Here is a 17,788-nt window from a genome sequence, read left to right as displayed (position 1 = left end):
AAATTACATGTGTGGTATCGTTGGAATAGTCGGAACATCCCCTGTTAATCAGGCGATTTATGATGGCTTAACTGTTTTGCAGCACCGTGGTCAAGATGCCGCGGGTATCATTACCATTGAGAATAATACGTTTAGCTTGCGCAAAGCAAATGGCTTAGTGAAAGATGCCTTTCACACACGTCATATGAAACGACTACAAGGTACAATTGGTCTTGGCCATGTGCGCTATCCTACAGCAGGATCTTCAAGCTCATCTGAAGCACAGCCTTTTTATGTTAACTCACCGTTTGGTATAGCACTTGCCCATAATGGCAACCTTACTAATGCAGAAGCTTTAAAAGAGCAGTTATTCTCAGAAGCACGTCGTCACGTTAATACAACATCAGACTCTGAAATTTTACTTAATATCATGGCACATGAATTAAGCAAATCTGATAAGTTGCATTTAGACCCTGAAGATATTTTTACTGCGGTAACCGAAGTAAACAATAAAGTAAGCGGTGGTTATGCAACTATTGCTATGATTATCGGCCACGGCATTGTTGCTTTTCGCGACCCTAATGGTATTCGCCCACTTGTATTTGGTAAACGCGAAACCGAAAAAGGTACTGAGTACATGTTTGCCTCAGAAAGCGTTGCGTTGAAACCGGACGGTTTTGAGTTTGTACGTGATGTAGCCCCTGGTGAAGCTATATATGTTACAGAAGAAGGTGAATTCCATTCACTTAGTTGTGCTGATAAGGCATCTTACTCGCCGTGTATTTTTGAATTTGTTTATTTTGCTCGACCTGACTCAACAATAGACCGTATGTCTGTGTACGCAACACGCGTAAACATGGGGACTAAACTAGGCGAAAAAATTGCACGTGAATGGGCTGACAAAGATATTGATGTAGTTATCCCAATCCCAGAAACTTCATGTGATGTAGCACTGGAAATCGCACGTGTACTTGATTTACCGTATCGCCAAGGTTTTGTTAAAAACCGTTATATTGGCCGTACATTTATCATGCCTGGCCAAGAGATGCGTAAAAAATCAGTGCGTCAAAAGCTAAACGCAATTGATCGCGAGTTTAAAGGTAAAAACGTATTATTAGTTGATGACTCAATTGTTCGTGGTACAACATCAGCACAAATTGTTGAAATGGCCCGAGAGTCTGGCGCTAAAAACGTTTACTTTGCATCAGCGGCACCTGAAATACGCTTCCCTAATGTGTACGGTATTGATATGCCTTCAGCCGCTGAGCTTATTGCTCACGGACGTGAAGTAGAAGATATTAATGCAAGTATTGGTTCTGACGGTTTAATCTTTCAATCGTTAAAAGATTTAATTGCTGCGGTTAGCCAAGAAAATCCTGAAATTACTAAGTTTGAAACTTCAGTATTTGATGGCCAATATATTACTGGCGATATTGATCAAAACTATTTAAATCGTATTGATAAGCTACGTAACGATTCAGCAAAAAGCACCCGAGAAAGTGCGATGTCTTCAGGTTTAGAAATACACAACCAAGACGAAAACGAAGCTGATTAATGATTAGTTAATAAAAAGTCGTTACACAAAAAAAAGGAGCTAATTAGCTCCTTTTTTGCGAAGGAAAGAAAGGGAACATTTCTATCAAACATGACTCTTTTTTTAGGTGAAATTTATTAAGTAAACATTGGGCTAACAATCCCATTAGTCCAAAGCATAGCTGTTACAGCTAAAATAATAACCAGTAATATTAATCCACACGTTACTACCGAGCTGGCGTAAATAAAGCCGCGCTCTTCTGGGATATGCATAAGTATTGGTACGCCGGTATAGAGTAAATAAACCGAGTAAGCCAGTGCAATAATTCCAATACACACTACAAACCAAAGTACAGGCCAAAAAGCGGCGAGTGCCGACATAAACACTGGTGTTGCAGTATATGCTGCAAGTTCAAGTGTTTGTGTAAATGTAGGTTTAGAGCCAAATGTAACCGCCATCCAATGGGCTAAATACGCCAATGCAAAAACACCCGCTATTAAAGCAAAATACATTGCACCTGCAATTAGCAGTGCACTATCGTGCGTTAAAAATACGGGATTGCCTGCACCTATACTCCATCCTAAATAAACAGATGAGTAGTAGCCCATTATTGAAGGAAATAAAGCAATCAGTAAAATATGCGACAAACTATAGGTTAAACTTTCATGGCGATTATCTATTGTTTGCCATTCTTCAAGTGGGTGAGCATAAATGCCCCAGAGGTGATTTAGTATCATAGTACTTACTCCATAAAAGGAACGTATTATTGTTTTGGTTGGTTTATTTTTATACAGTCTATGTACAGTTATGGTTCACTTATTTTGCAAAGTCAAGTTAACTCGTTATTAACATTTAGACGCAGATAAGGGCTTTGATTTATCCCAAGCAAAATTTCGTGTTAAAATAACGGTCTATCAAATTTATTTAGTAATGAGCAGTCAACGTGCCACATAGCCAACTTTTAGAGCCGATTAATAACTTTTTATTGTGTACCACCCCAGAGCAATGGGTGGAGCAAGCAATTAAAAAAGAAAACTTATCAGTCATTTTAATAGATCACTTAATTTGTGAATTAAAAGCAGCTCAAAGTGCGATGTTTTTAATACGTAAATACGCGGTAGATAAAGAGGGTAGTGATGCATTACTCGAGTGGCTAAAGCCATTTGAAACGCTTATTTACAAACGAGAAGGGAATTGGCGCGATCTGGCTGCTAAAAATAAGCTCACTAAATCAATAATTCCTAAATCGAGTTCTCCATACGGGCAAGGTCTAATCGATAAAATGGTTTTGCTGATAAAAGAAGAGCTGCATCACTTTTATCAAGTGCTCGAAATTATGGACGAGTACGGTGTTGAGTATCGAAGTATTACACCATGTCGTTACGCAAAAGGCATGCTTCGTCATGTTAAAACGTTCGAGCCCGATGCATTAGTCGATAAGCTAATAGTAGGCGCTTATATTGAGGCGCGTTCGTGTGAGCGTTTTGCAAAGCTTGCACCGCATGTTGACAAACGTTTAGGTGATTTTTATATTTCGTTGCTACGTTCAGAAGCGCGTCATTACCAAGATTATTTAACTCTAGCGCAAGAAATTGCTGATTTTGATATTACCGATCGCGTAAACTTTTTTGGTGAAAAAGAAAAAGAGTTAATTTCGACAACCGATACTGATTTTAAATTTCACAGCGGTGTTCCCACTGTTTAAATACCCTCATTTTCTTTTAAAAAATTAATATATTCTGCTATTTTCTGATTGCTGAAATTATGTTTTTTCATAATTTTAGCAATGCGTCCATTTTTAGTTATTATATCAATTCCTCTATTAAATTTTTGTAAGTATTCTTTGGCTCTATAATTTGATTTAGAGACAACTAAATATAGTTTATGAGAAGCAAGATCTGGCGATAAGTACTCAATATTATTATCATCTGAATCTTCGGTTTTAGTGTGTTCAAGCCAATAATTTCCAACCTCTTTAGTACCCGCGACTAAATCAATACGCCCTTGTTGTAGTAAATATAAGCTTGTAGGAAGGCTTTTAGTGGACGTTATTGCCAGCTCCCTATTTCTAGCAAACTCTTGGCTTACAAAGGCATTGTCTTCTATACCAATACTATAAGGTGTTAATGATTGAACTGTACCGTCGAAATTAATAACACTCTCTTTTCGTTTGAAAACTCCTGAGTGAGCAACTGCAAGTGGACGAGAGTAGTAAAAAACTTCATTTCTTTTTAATGAATAAAAAGCACCTAAAATAGCGGTTTTTCTGTTTTTTTCTAATAGCTTTAGGGCGCGGTCCCAGGTCGTAAACTCGGCTTCGCTATTAATACCTTGCGTTTTAAGAGCTGATTCGGCTATTTCATATAGCCAGCCATTACTAGGTAGGTTTTCGCTAAAATAGGGAGGGTAGTTTTCTGTAACAATTTGCCATGTTTGCTTGCTAAATACTTGTGTAGGAATGGCAATTACTACGATGAAAATTAACAGCTTAATCATTCAACCTCTCACTATTATTCATATATATAGATAAATAATAGTCAGAATTTTAAATTATGCGAAAGGTGTGCTAATTAATTCTTGTGATTGAGGGGTAACGACTAAATAAGAGCCTTGGGTATACCAGTCACCTAGCACTGTGCGAGTAAGTGTTTGTTCATTAACTTTATACGTATGAACATTAGGGCGATGAGTATGACCATGAATCATATTCGTAACGTTATGTTTGGCAAAGGTGGCAAGTACAGCCTCATCGACAACGTCTAAAATTTCGATAGGTTTATCAGCTTGGCTTAACTTACTTTTTTCGCGGGCATTACGCGCTATTTTTTTACGATACCAAAGCGGCATTGCAAGCATCAACTTTGGCCACCACCAACCACGGCTCTTTTTACGAAAGTTTTGATATTCAGTGTCTTGAGTGCACATTTCGTCGCCATGTAAAATAACGGTAGGCGTGCCATATAAATCAATGACTGTTTGTTCATCGAGTAATGTCATTGCGGCCATGTCGGCATATTGCTTGCGCATAATGAAATCACGATTGCCATGTATAAAATAAACAGGTGTGCCACCATCATTAACGGCGCTTAAATGTTTTGCTACATCGGCACTCAGTGCAGTAATGTAGTCATCTCCAACCCATACTTCAAAAAAATCACCCAAAATATAAAGTGCATCTACATCTTTATTTAATATATGTGTATTTAAAAAGTCAAAAAATGCAGCGCTAATGTCGGGGCGGTTTTCGCTTAGGTGTAAATCTGCAATAAAGTAAGTTTGGCGAGTCATAGGTCAGTCTATTCTAGTTTTAAAAAAACGGGCATATACTAATAGTATACACCCGCTTATATACTCACATAATATGAGTAAACGTTACTAGTTAACAGTAACGCTTTCTATAATCACATCTTCAAGAGGTACGTCTTGGTGAAAACCAGTACTACCTGTTGCAACTGCTTTAATCTTATTTACTACGTCCATGCCTTCTACTACTTCAGCAAAAACACAATAACCCCAACCTTGCGATGTTTCGCTGCTGTGGTTTAAAAAATCGTTGTTGTTCACGTTAATGAAAAACTGTGCTGTAGCTGAATGAGGATCAGGTGTACGTGCCATAGCTAAAGTGCCTACTTTATTAGACAGGCCATTATTAGCTTCATTCTGAATTGGGTCGTTTACTTCTTTTTGTTCCATACCTGGAACAAAACCACCGCCTTGAACCATAAAACCATCGATTACACGATGAAAGATAGTGCCGTTGAAAAAATCAGCATTTGCATACTTTAAAAAGTTTTTAACTGTGTTTGGAGCTTCTTGCTCAAACATTTTAATGGTGATGTCACCAAAATTAGTGTGTAGAACAACCATGTGTTTTCCTATATCCGGTTTAAATATTGGCGCTATTTTATCGTAGTTGGCTAAGATTAACAAAGTAGATGTTTGGTTTGTTATAAAGCGCTAGAGCAGGGGCTTTTCAAGTGGTAACATAACTGTTCAAGTAAATAGTCAAGGACTCAAAGTAAATGGTAAATATATACAACACACTCACGCGACAAAAAGAGCAATTTAAACCTATGGTCGAAGGAAAAATCGACATGTATGTGTGTGGTATCACCATTTATGATTACTGCCATATTGGACACGCTCGTACTTTTGTAGGTTTTGACGTAATTGTGCGCTACTTACGCCATATTGGTTACGATTTAAAATATGTACGTAACATTACAGATATCGACGATAAAATAATTAAACGTGCGAACGAAAATGGTGAGTCAATAAACGACTTAACTGTGCGCATGACTAAAGCGATGCATGAAGATTTTGATAGCCTAAATATGCTACGCCCAGATATTGAGCCAACAGTTACAAGCCATATGGATGAAATTATCGTTATGGTTAAGCGCTTGATTGAAAAAGGCCATGCCTATGTTGCAGCCGACGGCGATGTTTTGTTTGATGTATCAACGTTTGAGCAATACGGTGCACTTTCTCAGCAAGATTTAACTATGCTGCAATCAGGTTCTCGCGTTGAAGTGGCGCAAGATAAAGACGATCCACTTGATTTTGTGTTATGGAAAAAAGCAAAAGCAGGTGAACCATCATGGTCATCACCTTGGGGTGAAGGGCGTCCGGGTTGGCATATTGAATGTTCGGCAATGAGCTCAAAGCACTTAGGTGAGCATTTTGATATTCACGGTGGGGGGTCTGATTTACAGTTCCCACATCATGAAAACGAAATTGCCCAATCGTGCTGTGCAAACAACGGCAAGTATGTAAATACATGGATACATACTGGCATGGTTCAAGTAAACAAAGAAAAAATGTCTAAGTCGTTAGATAACTTCTTTACAGTGCGTGAAGTTTTAAAAGCATACGATCCTGAATCTGTTCGTTACTTTTTAATTTCAGGTCATTACCGCAGCCAACTTAATTATTCACAAGAAAATTTAGACCAAGCGCGTTCATCACTTGAGCGCATTTATACAGCGCTTCGTGATGTCGAACCGGTAGAGTGCGATTTAGAAGGTAATGAGTTTGTTGCTAAATTTAGAAAAGCAATGAATGACGACTTTAATACACCAGAAGCACTACCTGTGTTGTTCGAACTTGCTAAAGAATTAAACCGCGTAAAAGAAAGTGACGCAGTTCAAGCTGGGCAACTTGCGTTTATATTACGCAGTATTGGTAACGTTTTAGGGGTTGCTCAACAAGCACCAGAAGCTTTTTTACAAGGCGGGCAAGATGACGACGAAGTTGCGACAATTGAAGCATTAATTGTAAAACGTAATGAAGCACGTACGAGTAAAAACTGGGCTGCTGCTGATGAAGCACGTGATGCGCTTAATGCGTTAGGTGTAATACTTGAAGATTCAGCCGGTAAAACAACGTGGCGTAAAGCGTAAGCGTTTAAAGTAATACACGTTAAACAAAAAAAGGGTTGCCAAATGGCAACCCTTTTTTGATTTTTTAACAGCTTAGCTGTGATATTTCTCACACGCTTCAAGTGTGTTTTCAATTAAGCTCGCGACCGTCATCGGGCCAACGCCACCTGGTACAGGTGTAATAAAATGCGCTTTTTGTTCAGCCACACTGTATTGAACATCACCAACTAATTTACCCGTGTCTAAACGGTTAATGCCTACATCGATGACTATAGCGCCTTCTTTTATCCAATCTCCAGGTATAAATTCAGGTTTACCTACAGCCACAACTAATAAGTCAGCGCGGCGAACATGCGTTTCTAAGTCTTGAGTAAACTTATGGCATACTGTGGTAGTACAACCCGCTAATAAAAGCTCTAGCGACATTGGACGACCAACAATATTTGACGCGCCAACGACAACTGCATGCATCCCTTTATAACGTACACCCGTTGAATCAAGTAATGTAATAATACCTTTAGGGGTACATGGACGAAGGGCAGGCATACGCTGTGCTAATCGACCAATGTTATATGGATGAAATCCATCAACATCTTTATGTGGGGTAATGCGTTCTAAAATCTTTTCAGCATCAAGACCTTTTGGCAGTGGTAACTGCACTAAAATTCCATCAACTTCGGCATCATTATTTAGCTCGTCAATTAAATCTAAAAGAGTTTGCTCTTGCGTGTCTGCTGGTAAATCAAATGATTTGGAGATAAAACCTACTTCTTCACAGGCTTTACGTTTTGAACCAACATAAACTTGGCTTGCTGGATCAAGTCCTACAAGTACTACTGCAAGTCCTGGTGCACGTAAACCATTTGCTACACGTTCACTTACGCGTTCTGCTACAGCGCTACGTACTTGTTTTGCGATTGCCTTACCATCAATGATGTTTGCCGTCATGGGTGACCTTTAATTGGGGTTAATTAACTAGATACCGATACTCTAAAAACGAATGCATAATAAAATAGGGGTAAAAATGCTAATAAAGAAAACATACTCTTTATTTAACTCGTTTTATAATGTGCCTACTATTTTCGCAGAAAAGCATAGCAGCGCCAAGTTGCTTTTAATGTATATAACATTTGAGTTATTAAATAGTTTAAATTTCAGCCTACTATTGTAATATTTAACCATTGTGCACTAAAAATGAGCACTTGATTGGTTTTATTAAAAAAACGTTTGACCTAACCCCGTCAAATCACTATTATGCACCCCGTTGTCAACGAGGTCACTCGCTAACAATAATAAGTTTCGGCGATTAGCGCAGTTTGGTAGCGCACTTGGTTTGGGTCCAAGGGGTCGCAGGTTCAAATCCTGCATCGCCGACCATTTTTATAATTTATTATAATCGAATAGCTTATTGGTAAACTATGAAGTTTTCGATGCGCCCATAGCTCAGCTGGATAGAGCAACGCCCTTCTAAGGCGTGGGTCGAAGGTTCGAATCCTTCTGGGTGCACCATTTGAAAACATGTAAATATAGCGGTGATTGTAGCTCAGTTGGTAGAGCCCCGGATTGTGATTCCGGTTGTCGTGGGTNTAGCGGTGATTGTAGCTCAGTTGGTAGAGCCCCGGATTGTGATTCCGGTTGTCGTGGGTTCGAGCCCCATCAGTCACCCCATTTACAACGAATATCGGCGATTAGCGCAGTTTGGTAGCGCACTTGGTTTGGGTCCAAGGGGTCGCAGGTTCAAATCCTGCATCGCCGACCATTTTCTTAAAATGGTCTTAAACTCTCAGTTTAAGTGTTCAGTATGAAAAAAGAAGTTAACTCTTCAATGTCGGCGATTAGCGCAGTTTGGTAGCGCACTTGGTTTGGGTCCAAGGGGTCGCAGGTTCAAATCCTGCATCGCCGACCATTTTCTTATCTAATAAGAATAATAAATAAATTCCTCTAAGTTATAAATCTAAATCTGTTAGCCTATAATTCTATTAAATAATTTCTACTTTAATCCATTCAATGCCTAGTTAGCCTGTTTTTTATTCAGTTAGTCTCTATAGTCCCTTATCTAGTCCAAATAATTGCCCCCTATACTCGACTATCATAAATATTAGGTTATAATGCCGCGTCTATTGTTTAACATAGTGCCCGAAGGGCAAAGCAGCAATGGTGTCTCATGGTAGCGACGGATGCTTTTAAGTGTGAAAAACCGCTTAAACTTTATCAAGACTCATGCAGATCACTTTGTTTGTAAAGGAAGGCGAACAGTCGCCAAAATTGAATATTGAGGTAAATCATGCAAGTTTCTGTTGAGACGACCCAAGGCCTTGAGCGCCGTATAACTATCACCGTTCCTTCAGAGAACGTTGAGACCGAAGTAAAAAAACGCCTACAACAACTGTCAAAAACACAGCGTATAGATGGTTTCCGTGCTGGTAAAGTTCCAGTATCTGTAATTAACAAGCGTTTTGGCCCTGCAGTTCGTCAAGAAGTTGCTGGCGAAGTAATGCAACGTAATTACATTGAAGCAATCGTTTCTGAAAAAATCAATCCAGCTGGCGCGCCTACATTCGCACCTAAATCACTTGAAGCAGGTAAAGATTTAGAATTCTCAGCAACGTTTGAAGTTTACCCTGAAGTTGAAGTTCAAGGTTTAGATAAAATTACTGTTGAGAAACCAGCGGTAACAGTGACTGACGAAGATTTAGCTAACATGCTAGAAACACTTCGTAAGCAACACGCAGCGTGGGCTGATGTTGATGCAGCTGCTGGCGAAAACGACCGTGTAACAGTTGATTTCGTAGGTACTATCGACGGTGAAGTATTTGAAGGCGGCAAAGCTGAAGACTTCCCATTAGAACTTGGCCAAGGTCGTATGATCCCAGGTTTTGAAGATAACATCGTAGGTAAAAAAGCAGGCGAAGAAGTAGTTGCTGATGTAACTTTCCCTGATGATTACCACGCTGAAAACTTAAAAGGTAAAGCGGCTCAATTCACTATCACAGTGAAAAAAGTTGAAGCGCAAGAATTACCAGAATTAAGCGAAGAGTTTGCAACTAAATTCGGTGTTACCGAAGGCGGCGTAGACGCGCTTAAAGAAGAAGTTAAAAAGAACATGACACGTGAGCTAGACCAAGCGGTTAAAGCAAGCGTTAAAGACCAAGCAATCAAAGGTCTTTTAGCTAACAACGAAATCGAAGTGCCTAAAGCACTTGTTGATCAAGAAGTTGATGCTCTACGTCAGCAAGCAGCTCAACGTTTTGGCGGCGACGCTCAAAACATGCCAGAGCTTCCAGCTGAATTGTTCCACGAGCAAGCTGTAACACGTGTTAAAACTGGCCTTTTATTAGGTGAAGTGATTAAAGCTAACGAGATTAAAGTTGATGACGCTAAAGTTGAAGCATTAATCGCAACGGTAGCTTCTGCATACGAAGATCCAACTGAAGTAGTAGAATACTACAAAGGTAATGATCAACTTATGCAGCAAATGCGTAATGTAGCAATGGAAGAGCAAGCTGTTGAAGCTATTTTAGCTAAAGCAGTTGTTACTGATGTTGAAAAAGCATTTGATGACATCATGAATCCACAGCAAGGTGCTTAATAAGTCATTGACTTAAGCTCTCGCTAACGATTAAATGGCTCGTGCTACTCTGTTTATACAGCGTGCCCGGGCCATTTTAGTTTTTGGCTCTAAATTTGCGAAAAACGATAACTATGCTTCCTTATAATAAGGATAAGTATAAGCGCATAAGGAATTAAATAAGTATGAATACTGGTATTACAGATCCCCTAAATGCATTGGTCCCAATGGTTGTTGAACAAACACCGAAAGGCGAGCGCTCGTATGATATTTATTCGAGATTATTAAAAGAGCGTATTATCTTTTTAACAGGTCAAGTTGAAGACAACATGGCAAATCTGATTTTAGCGCAAATGCTATTTTTAGAATCAGAAAATCCTGATAAAGATATCTTTTTATACATCAACTCACCAGGTGGTTCAGTAACTGCGGGTATGGCTATTTACGACACAATGAACTTCATCAAACCAGATGTAAGTACAATATGTGTAGGTCAAGCTGCAAGCATGGGTGCTTTTTTACTTACTGCTGGCGCTAAAGGTAAGCGTTTTTGCCTACCAAACTCACGTGTGATGATTCACCAACCATTAGGTGGTTTCCAAGGTCAAGCATCTGACTTTGAAATACATGCTAAAGAAATTCTGTCTATTAAAGATAAGCTTAACCGCTTAATGGCTGAGCATACAGGCCAACCATTAGATATTATCTCTAAAGACACAGATCGTGATAACTTTATGAGTGCCACGCAAGCTGTAGATTACGGCTTGGTAGACTCTGTGTTTACAAATCGCGACAAAAAGTAAGCGCTTGGCGAGCAGGATTGCCTGTTTGCCACTTTGAGTTACTATGCGAAAACCAATAAATTTTGGTATAGTTAAAGCGTATTGAAATAGCCGCCAACAGTTTTGGTGGCCAACGTAATAAAATGAGGTAGCTGAATGTCTGACACTCCTACAGACGGCGACAAAAGTAATAAATTGTTATACTGCTCTTTTTGTGGCAAAAGCCAACATGAAGTGCGTAAATTAATTGCAGGCCCTTCAGTATACGTTTGTGATGAATGTGTAGAGTTGTGTAACGATATTATCAGGGAAGAGATCAAAGACATTGCTCCTAAGCATGATACGTCTGACAAACTACCTGTACCAAAAGAAATTCGTAAACACTTAGACGATTATGTTATTGGTCAAGATCATGCTAAAAAAGTATTGTCTGTTGCCGTTTATAACCATTATAAACGCCTACGTAACCAATCGACTAAGCAAGACATTGAATTAAGTAAAAGTAATATTTTGCTTATCGGCCCAACAGGTAGTGGTAAAACATTACTTGCAGAAACATTAGCGCGTCTACTTGATGTGCCGTTTACTATGGCCGATGCCACTACATTAACCGAAGCAGGTTATGTAGGTGAAGATGTTGAAAACATCATTCAAAAGCTTTTACAAAAATGCGATTACGATGTTGAAAAAGCGCAACGTGGCATTGTTTACATTGATGAAATTGACAAAATTTCTCGTAAATCAGATAACCCGTCAATTACACGTGATGTATCGGGTGAGGGCGTTCAACAGGCGCTACTTAAACTGATTGAAGGCACCGTTGCTTCTGTTCCACCGCAAGGTGGTCGTAAACATCCACAACAAGAGTTTTTACAAGTAGATACGTCTAAAATCTTGTTTATTTGTGGTGGTGCATTTTCAGGCCTAGATAAAGTAATTGAGCAACGTAGCCATAAAAATACCGGTATCGGTTTTGGCGTTAGCGTAAAAGAATCTGCGGCGAGTCGTTCTTTAAGTGAAACGTTTAAAGACGTAGAACCAGAAGATTTAGTTAAATACGGCTTAATTCCTGAGTTTATAGGTCGTTTGCCAGTAGTTGCTACGTTAACAGAACTTGACGAAGCTGCTCTTGTGCAAATATTGAGTGAACCTAAAAACGCGATTACTAAACAGTTCTCAGTATTGTTTGGTATGGAAGACGTTGAACTTGAGTTTCGCGATGATGCCTTAGCTGCAATTGCCCACAAAGCAATGGAGCGTAAAACAGGTGCACGTGGTCTTCGTTCAATCGTTGAAGGTGTGTTACTTGATACTATGTACGAACTTCCTTCAATGGATGACGTAAGCAAAGTGGTTATTGATGAAACCGTTATTAAAGGTGAGTCAGACCCAATCTTGATTTATGAAAATAATAAACAAGATAAAGCTGCATCAGAATAGTTTTTAAGCTATTTGAATGAAAAAAGGAGCCTTAGGCTCCTTTTTTTATAATTAATTTAATCGAGTATGGGAAAATTGTTGAACTTTAATTAGGTTATCCCCATATACTTGAGTAATCTTTAAAATAAATGAAGTGCGAAGAGAAACTATAATGACGCTTGAGAGAACCGACCGAGTCGAAATCCCAGTCCTTGCACTGCGCGATGTTGTGGTATACCCGCACATGGTGATCCCGCTTTTTGTTGGCCGTGAAAAATCAATAAAATGCCTAGAAGCGGCAATGGACAAAGACAAACAAATTTTCTTGGTTGCACAAAAAGATGCAACTGTAGATGAACCAGAGCAAGATGATATTTATCGTATCGGTACTATTGCCACTGTACTTCAGTTATTAAAATTACCAGACGGTACAGTTAAAGTTTTAGTTGAAGGTACACAGCGCGCACAAATTGAAGAATTTGTAGATAACGATGACTTTTTTGTTGCTAATGCTCAATTTATTGAATCTGATTCAGTAGATGAGAAAGAACAAGATATTTTTATTCGTAGCGCAATTAGCCAGTTTGAAGGCTATGTAAAGCTAAACAAAAAAATTCCACCTGAAGTACTAACTTCAGTTTCAGGTATTGATGAGCCAGCACGCCTTGCCGATACAATGGCAGCCCATATGCCGCTTAAAGTACCTGAAAAGCAAAAAGTGCTAGAAATTTCAAGCGTTACAGAACGTCTTGAATATTTAATGGCATTAATGGAAGGCGAAATAGACTTACTGCAAGTTGAGAAGAAAATTCGTACCCGCGTTAAAAAGCAGATGGAAAAGTCTCAGCGCGAGTATTACCTCAATGAGCAAATGAAAGCTATTCAAAAAGAGCTGGGTGAGCTTGACGATGTACCTGACGAATTTGAAGCACTTAAAAAACGCATCGAAGAATCGGGTATGCCAGCAGAGGCACAAGACAAAGCGACGACAGAGCTTAATAAGCTTAAGATGATGTCGCCAATGTCTGCAGAAGCGACTGTAGTGCGTTCATACATTGACACATTAATTAATGTGCCATGGAAAAAACGCTCTAAAGTGAAAAAAGACTTAGCGGGCGCGCAAAAAATTCTTGATAGCGATCACCACGGCTTAGATAAAGTAAAAGAACGCATTATTGAGTATCTCGCAGTACAACAGCGTACTAATAAGCTTAAAGGGCCAATTTTATGTTTAGTTGGGCCACCAGGTGTTGGTAAAACATCACTTGGGCAATCTATTGCGCGTTCAACTGGTCGTAAGTATGTTCGTATGGCGCTTGGCGGCGTACGTGATGAAGCTGAGATCCGTGGTCATCGTCGTACATACATTGGTTCAATGCCAGGTAAGCTAATTCAAAACATGACAAAAGTGGGCGTTAAAAATCCATTATTTTTGTTAGATGAAATCGATAAAATGTCATCAGACATGCGTGGCGACCCAGCATCAGCACTATTAGAAGTGCTTGATCCTGAGCAAAATAGCCACTTTGCCGATCATTACCTTGAAGTAGATTACGATTTATCTGATGTCATGTTTGTCGCAACATCAAACAGCTTTAACATTCCGGGCCCATTACTGGACCGTATGGAAGTTATTCGCTTATCGGGTTACACCGAAGATGAAAAGCTAAACATTGCAAAAGAGCACTTAATTACTAAACAAGTAAAACGTAACGGCTTAAAAGAGTCTGAAATAGTTATCGAAGATAGTGCAATTATTGGCATTATTCGTTACTACACACGTGAAGCGGGTGTACGTAACCTAGAGCGCGAAATTTCAAAACTATGCCGTAAAGCAGTTAAAAATATCTTACTTGAAAAAGACACTAAAACAGTGACTATCAATCAAGATAACCTAGAAGACTTTTTAGGTGTGCAACGCTTTGATTATGGTAAAGCTGAAGATGGCGACCGTATTGGTCAAGTTACAGGTTTAGCATGGACAGAAGTTGGCGGTGATTTGCTAACAATCGAATGTGCGGCTGTACCAGGTAAAGGTAAACTTACTTATACCGGTTCACTGGGCGATGTGATGCAAGAGTCGATTCAAGCGGCAATGACGGTAGTACGTAATCGCGCAGATACATTTCGTATTAATAGCGATTTTTACGAAAAACGTGATATTCACGTTCACGTACCTGAGGGCGCAACACCAAAAGATGGTCCTAGTGCGGGCGCAGCAATGGTAACAGGTCTTGTATCTAGCTTAACGGGTAACCCTGTACGAGCAGATGTTGCAATGACCGGTGAAATTACGCTACGTGGTGAAGTACTTCCTATTGGTGGCTTAAAAGAGAAATTATTGGCGGCGCATCGTGGTGGAATTAAAACAGTAATCATTCCAAAAATTAACGAACGTGACTTAAAAGAGATTCCAGAGAACGTGCTGGCAGGTCTTGATATTCACCCAGTTACTTGGATTGACGAGGTGTTAAAGCTTGCTTTAGTGCATCCTGTTGAGAGTTTTTCGGTCGAAACACCTAAAAACCAAGAAAAAAGCTAAAAAAAGTGCTTTTTAGGGCTTTTCAAATCTAAACGGTATGATAAGTTAAGCACTGGTTTTCAAGCCTAGCCCTTATGGGGCGTAGGCTTAAGAAAAATATAATCATGTGAGCATTAAAAGTTTGCTCTACAATTTTCAAAAAAGTGATGTTAGTTTAAAAAACCATCGCTCTTGATAATAACAATGAAAGAGGATGATATTGTGAATAAATCTCAATTAATCGATCAAATCGCAGCTGATGCTGACATTTCTAAAGCGGCTGCAGGTCGTGCACTAGATTCATTCATCGAATCTGTATCTGGCGCGCTAAAAGAAGGCGACTCAGTTGCACTTGTTGGTTTTGGTACTTTCTCAGTACGTGACCGTGCTGCACGTTCAGGCCGTAACCCGCAAACTGGTGAAACAATCCAAATTGCTGCTGCAACTATTCCAGCTTTTAAAGCCGGTAAAGCGCTTAAAGACGCAGTAAACTAATCACTGTTTTAAACACATTAGTTATGGCGAGTGTAAAGTTACTGATTCACCACAACAGATGAATTAAGTAACTTTACCGCCAGTTACTTCAAGTGAAAAAGCGTATCTGGTAAGATACGCTTTTTTTACATGTGACAAGGTAAAATACCTTGATCAAAAAGAGATAAACAAATGCTTGAGAAAATCAGAGAAGGTTCGCAAGGACCTGTAGCCAAAATAATTTTAGGCGCGGTGATTTTATCTTTTGCCTTAGCAGGGATCGGTAGTTACTTAGGTCAAACCACAGAACAACCCGTTGCTGAAGTAAATGGAATTAAAATTAGTCAAACCGATTTTAACCGTGCTTACCAAAATGAACGTAGCCGTTTAGAGCAACAATTTGGTGAATATTTTACACAAATTGCCGCTGATCCAAATTACATGGCGCAAATTCGCCAAGGTGTAGTTGACCGCTTAGTACAACAAGAATTGCAATCACAGCTAGCGGCTGATTTAGGCCTTCGCGTAAGCGACGAAAGTGTACGTAAAACAATTTTAGAACTACCGTACTTTCAAATTGGTGAAAAGTTTAATAACGATCGTTACTTACAAGTAATTCGTCAAATGAACTTTCAACCAGATGCTTTTCGTGAATACTTACGTAAAGATATGACACGCAGTCAGGTAGTATCTGCTGTTGCAGGTACAGACTTTGCCTTAGAGAGCGAGCTTAAAAGCGCAATTGCTCTGCAGCAGCAAACTCGTAGTATTGACTACTTAGTCATTAATAAAGAAGCGCTTGCCGCGGACGTAGAAGTATCAGAGCAAGAAGTGTCTGATTACTATGAGCTAAACGCATCACAATTTTTATCTCCAGAGCTTATTTCAGTAAGTTATATTGAGCTTAAAGCAGCAGATATTAATGTTGAATCGGTAACCGAGGATGACGTTAAAGCGTATTACGAGCAAAACAAAGCGCAGTACGTTGAGCCAGAAAAGCGTCGCGTATCACATATCTTAATTGATAACAGTGAAGACGATGATGCAGCAAAAGAAAAAGCCAATGCACTTCATGCACAACTAGAGCAAGGTGCAGACTTTGCTGAGTTAGCAGAGTCATCATCTGACGATATCGTTAGTGGCGAAATGGGCGGTGACCTTGAATGGATTGAACGTGACGTAATGGACCCTGCATTTGAAGACGCGACTTTCGCACTGCAAAACAAAGGTGACATTTCTGAGGTTGTTGCTTCTGAGTTTGGTTATCACATAATTAAACTTACAGACATTCAACCACAACAAGTTAAAGCGTATGACGATGTTAAAGCTGACTTACGTGCTGAATTAGAACAAGCTGAAAAAGTAGATGCGTTTTACGAAAAGCAAACAGAAATGGGCGCACTTGCATTTGAAATTTCAGACCGCTTAGACGACGCTGCAGAAGTTGCTGAAGTGGAAGTTAAATCTACACCTCTTTTAGCACTTAATGCTCTACCAGAGCCTTTAAACAGCCCTGCAGTTGTAACAGCACTAACATCAGTTGATTTACTTGAAGATAAAGTAAACTCTGAAGTGATTGAGCTTGGTGAGGAGCATGCAATTATTGTTCGTATTAACGAGCATAAACCTGCTGCTACTAAAGCGCTGGATGAAGTAAGCGAGCAAATTAAAGCGCGTTTAGTTAATGAAAAATCGTCTGAGCTTGCTAAAGAAAAAGCGCGTAGCTTATTTGCAGAAGTACAAGCAGGTAAGAGCTTAAACGATGTAGCAAACGAGCAAAGCTTGACGGTTCGTCAAGAAGCGCAATTAACACGTCAAAGCTACACTGTTTCACCTGCTATTGTGACTCAAGCATTTAAAATGGCTCACCCAGCAGATTCTGCGGTAGTTGAGCTTGTTAATTTAAATAATGGTGATGCAGCAATTGTTGCGCTTAAGTCGGTAACAGATGCACAAGTTGCAGCTAATATTGACCCTCAAGCAAAACAAAGCATTACTATGGCGCAAGCTAATAAAAACTACATGGTATTTATTGAAGCGCTTAAAGCCAATGCTGAACTTAACTTACCAACGGCTACACAAACTGTTGAATAATTAATTTTAGCTCATAAAGAAAGGCGCTTTTAAAGC

The 17,788-nt window shown here is 39.4% G+C and carries 14 protein-coding genes and 5 tRNA genes; 14 read left to right on the top strand and 5 right to left on the bottom strand.

The annotated features are described in order from the left end of the window. The first annotated feature begins 7 nt into the window (after positions 1 to 7). The gene (gene purF, locus I6E70_RS06400) at positions 8 to 1,534 is read left to right on the top strand and encodes an amidophosphoribosyltransferase (protein WP_007580920.1); all 1,527 of its coding nucleotides are present in this window, start codon (positions 8 to 10) and stop codon (positions 1,532 to 1,534) included. A 116-nt stretch (positions 1,535 to 1,650) separates the two neighbouring features. On the opposite strand, the gene I6E70_RS06395 is transcribed toward purF, so the two are convergent. Continuing rightward, positions 1,651 to 2,250, bottom strand: a complete 600-nt coding sequence (locus I6E70_RS06395) for a Yip1 family protein (RefSeq protein WP_007580923.1) — start codon at positions 2,248 to 2,250, stop codon at positions 1,651 to 1,653. 206 nt (positions 2,251 to 2,456) lie between these two features. Here I6E70_RS06395 and miaE point away from each other — a divergent pair, with 206 nt between their 5' ends. After that, positions 2,457 to 3,218 (top strand): tRNA isopentenyl-2-thiomethyl-A-37 hydroxylase MiaE, encoded by a 762-nt coding sequence (gene miaE / locus I6E70_RS06390; RefSeq protein ID WP_101217603.1) that lies wholly within the window; start codon positions 2,457 to 2,459, stop codon positions 3,216 to 3,218. On the opposite strand, the gene I6E70_RS06385 is transcribed toward miaE, so the two are convergent. The 3 genes from I6E70_RS06385 to I6E70_RS06375 all read right to left on the bottom strand — a co-directional run bounded on the left by I6E70_RS06385 (position 3,215) and on the right by I6E70_RS06375 (position 5,380). Further along, entirely contained in the window at positions 3,215 to 4,009 is a 795-nt protein-coding gene (locus tag I6E70_RS06385) for a transporter substrate-binding domain-containing protein (RefSeq protein ID WP_197188315.1), read from the bottom strand. The two genes, miaE and I6E70_RS06385, sit on opposite strands and share 4 nt — an antisense overlap. A 54-nt stretch (positions 4,010 to 4,063) precedes the next feature. Continuing rightward, a complete protein-coding gene (locus I6E70_RS06380) occupies positions 4,064 to 4,801 on the bottom strand; it encodes a UDP-2,3-diacylglucosamine diphosphatase (RefSeq protein WP_007580929.1) in 738 nt (245 codons plus the stop codon). 87 nt (positions 4,802 to 4,888) lie between these two features. Next, positions 4,889 to 5,380, bottom strand: a complete 492-nt coding sequence (locus tag I6E70_RS06375) for a peptidylprolyl isomerase (protein ID WP_197188314.1) — start codon at positions 5,378 to 5,380, stop codon at positions 4,889 to 4,891. Positions 5,381 to 5,535: 155 nt separating this feature from the next. Between I6E70_RS06375 and cysS the strand changes: the two genes are divergently transcribed. Then, positions 5,536 to 6,915, top strand: a complete 1,380-nt coding sequence (gene cysS / locus I6E70_RS06370; protein ID WP_024592761.1) for a cysteine--tRNA ligase — start codon at positions 5,536 to 5,538, stop codon at positions 6,913 to 6,915. Between the two features lie 72 nt (positions 6,916 to 6,987). On the opposite strand, the gene folD is transcribed toward cysS, so the two are convergent. Beyond that, positions 6,988 to 7,842 carry a bifunctional methylenetetrahydrofolate dehydrogenase/methenyltetrahydrofolate cyclohydrolase FolD gene (gene folD / locus I6E70_RS06365; protein ID WP_002958348.1) on the bottom strand — a complete coding sequence of 285 codons (855 nt, stop codon included), beginning with the start codon at positions 7,840 to 7,842 and terminating at the stop codon, positions 6,988 to 6,990. 352 nt (positions 7,843 to 8,194) lie between these two features. Between folD and I6E70_RS06360 the strand changes: the two genes are divergently transcribed. From I6E70_RS06360 to I6E70_RS06310, 11 genes are all read left to right on the top strand, one after another. Continuing rightward, positions 8,195 to 8,271 (top strand) — tRNA-Pro (locus I6E70_RS06360). A 55-nt stretch (positions 8,272 to 8,326) separates the two neighbouring features. After that, positions 8,327 to 8,403: transfer RNA gene (locus I6E70_RS06355), tRNA-Arg, on the top strand. 83 nt (positions 8,404 to 8,486) lie between these two features. Then, positions 8,487 to 8,562: transfer RNA gene (locus I6E70_RS06350), tRNA-His, on the top strand. 14 nt (positions 8,563 to 8,576) lie between these two features. Then, positions 8,577 to 8,653 (top strand) — tRNA-Pro (locus tag I6E70_RS06345). 70 nt (positions 8,654 to 8,723) lie between these two features. Beyond that, a tRNA-Pro gene (locus I6E70_RS06340) sits at positions 8,724 to 8,800 on the top strand. A 378-nt stretch (positions 8,801 to 9,178) separates the two neighbouring features. Beyond that, positions 9,179 to 10,483: a trigger factor gene (gene tig / locus I6E70_RS06335; RefSeq protein ID WP_007580935.1), complete on the top strand. Its 1,305-nt coding sequence runs from the start codon at positions 9,179 to 9,181 to the stop codon at positions 10,481 to 10,483. 164 nt (positions 10,484 to 10,647) lie between these two features. Further along, complete coding sequence (gene clpP / locus I6E70_RS06330; RefSeq protein ID WP_007580937.1) at positions 10,648 to 11,265, top strand: ATP-dependent Clp endopeptidase proteolytic subunit ClpP; 618 nt, start codon at positions 10,648 to 10,650, stop codon at positions 11,263 to 11,265. A 135-nt stretch (positions 11,266 to 11,400) separates the two neighbouring features. Continuing rightward, entirely contained in the window at positions 11,401 to 12,684 is a 1,284-nt protein-coding gene (gene clpX, locus I6E70_RS06325) for an ATP-dependent protease ATP-binding subunit ClpX (RefSeq protein ID WP_002958344.1), read from the top strand. Between the two features lie 151 nt (positions 12,685 to 12,835). Then, on the top strand, positions 12,836 to 15,205 hold the full coding sequence (lon, locus tag I6E70_RS06320) for an endopeptidase La (RefSeq protein WP_024592760.1): 2,370 nt from the start codon (positions 12,836 to 12,838) through the stop codon (positions 15,203 to 15,205). 183 nt (positions 15,206 to 15,388) lie between these two features. Next, the gene (locus I6E70_RS06315; RefSeq protein ID WP_157823336.1) at positions 15,389 to 15,679 is read left to right on the top strand and encodes an HU family DNA-binding protein; all 291 of its coding nucleotides are present in this window, start codon (positions 15,389 to 15,391) and stop codon (positions 15,677 to 15,679) included. Positions 15,680 to 15,850: 171 nt separating this feature from the next. Next, complete coding sequence (locus I6E70_RS06310) at positions 15,851 to 17,752, top strand: SurA N-terminal domain-containing protein (RefSeq protein ID WP_197188313.1); 1,902 nt, start codon at positions 15,851 to 15,853, stop codon at positions 17,750 to 17,752. Positions 17,753 to 17,788 lie beyond the last annotated feature (36 nt).

Source organism: Pseudoalteromonas sp. NGC95 (assembly GCF_015864705.1).
GTDB lineage: Bacteria > Pseudomonadota > Gammaproteobacteria > Enterobacterales > Alteromonadaceae > Pseudoalteromonas > Pseudoalteromonas arctica.
Note: the sequence above shows the minus strand (reverse complement) of the source record. Positions and strands in the feature narration are given on the sequence as shown.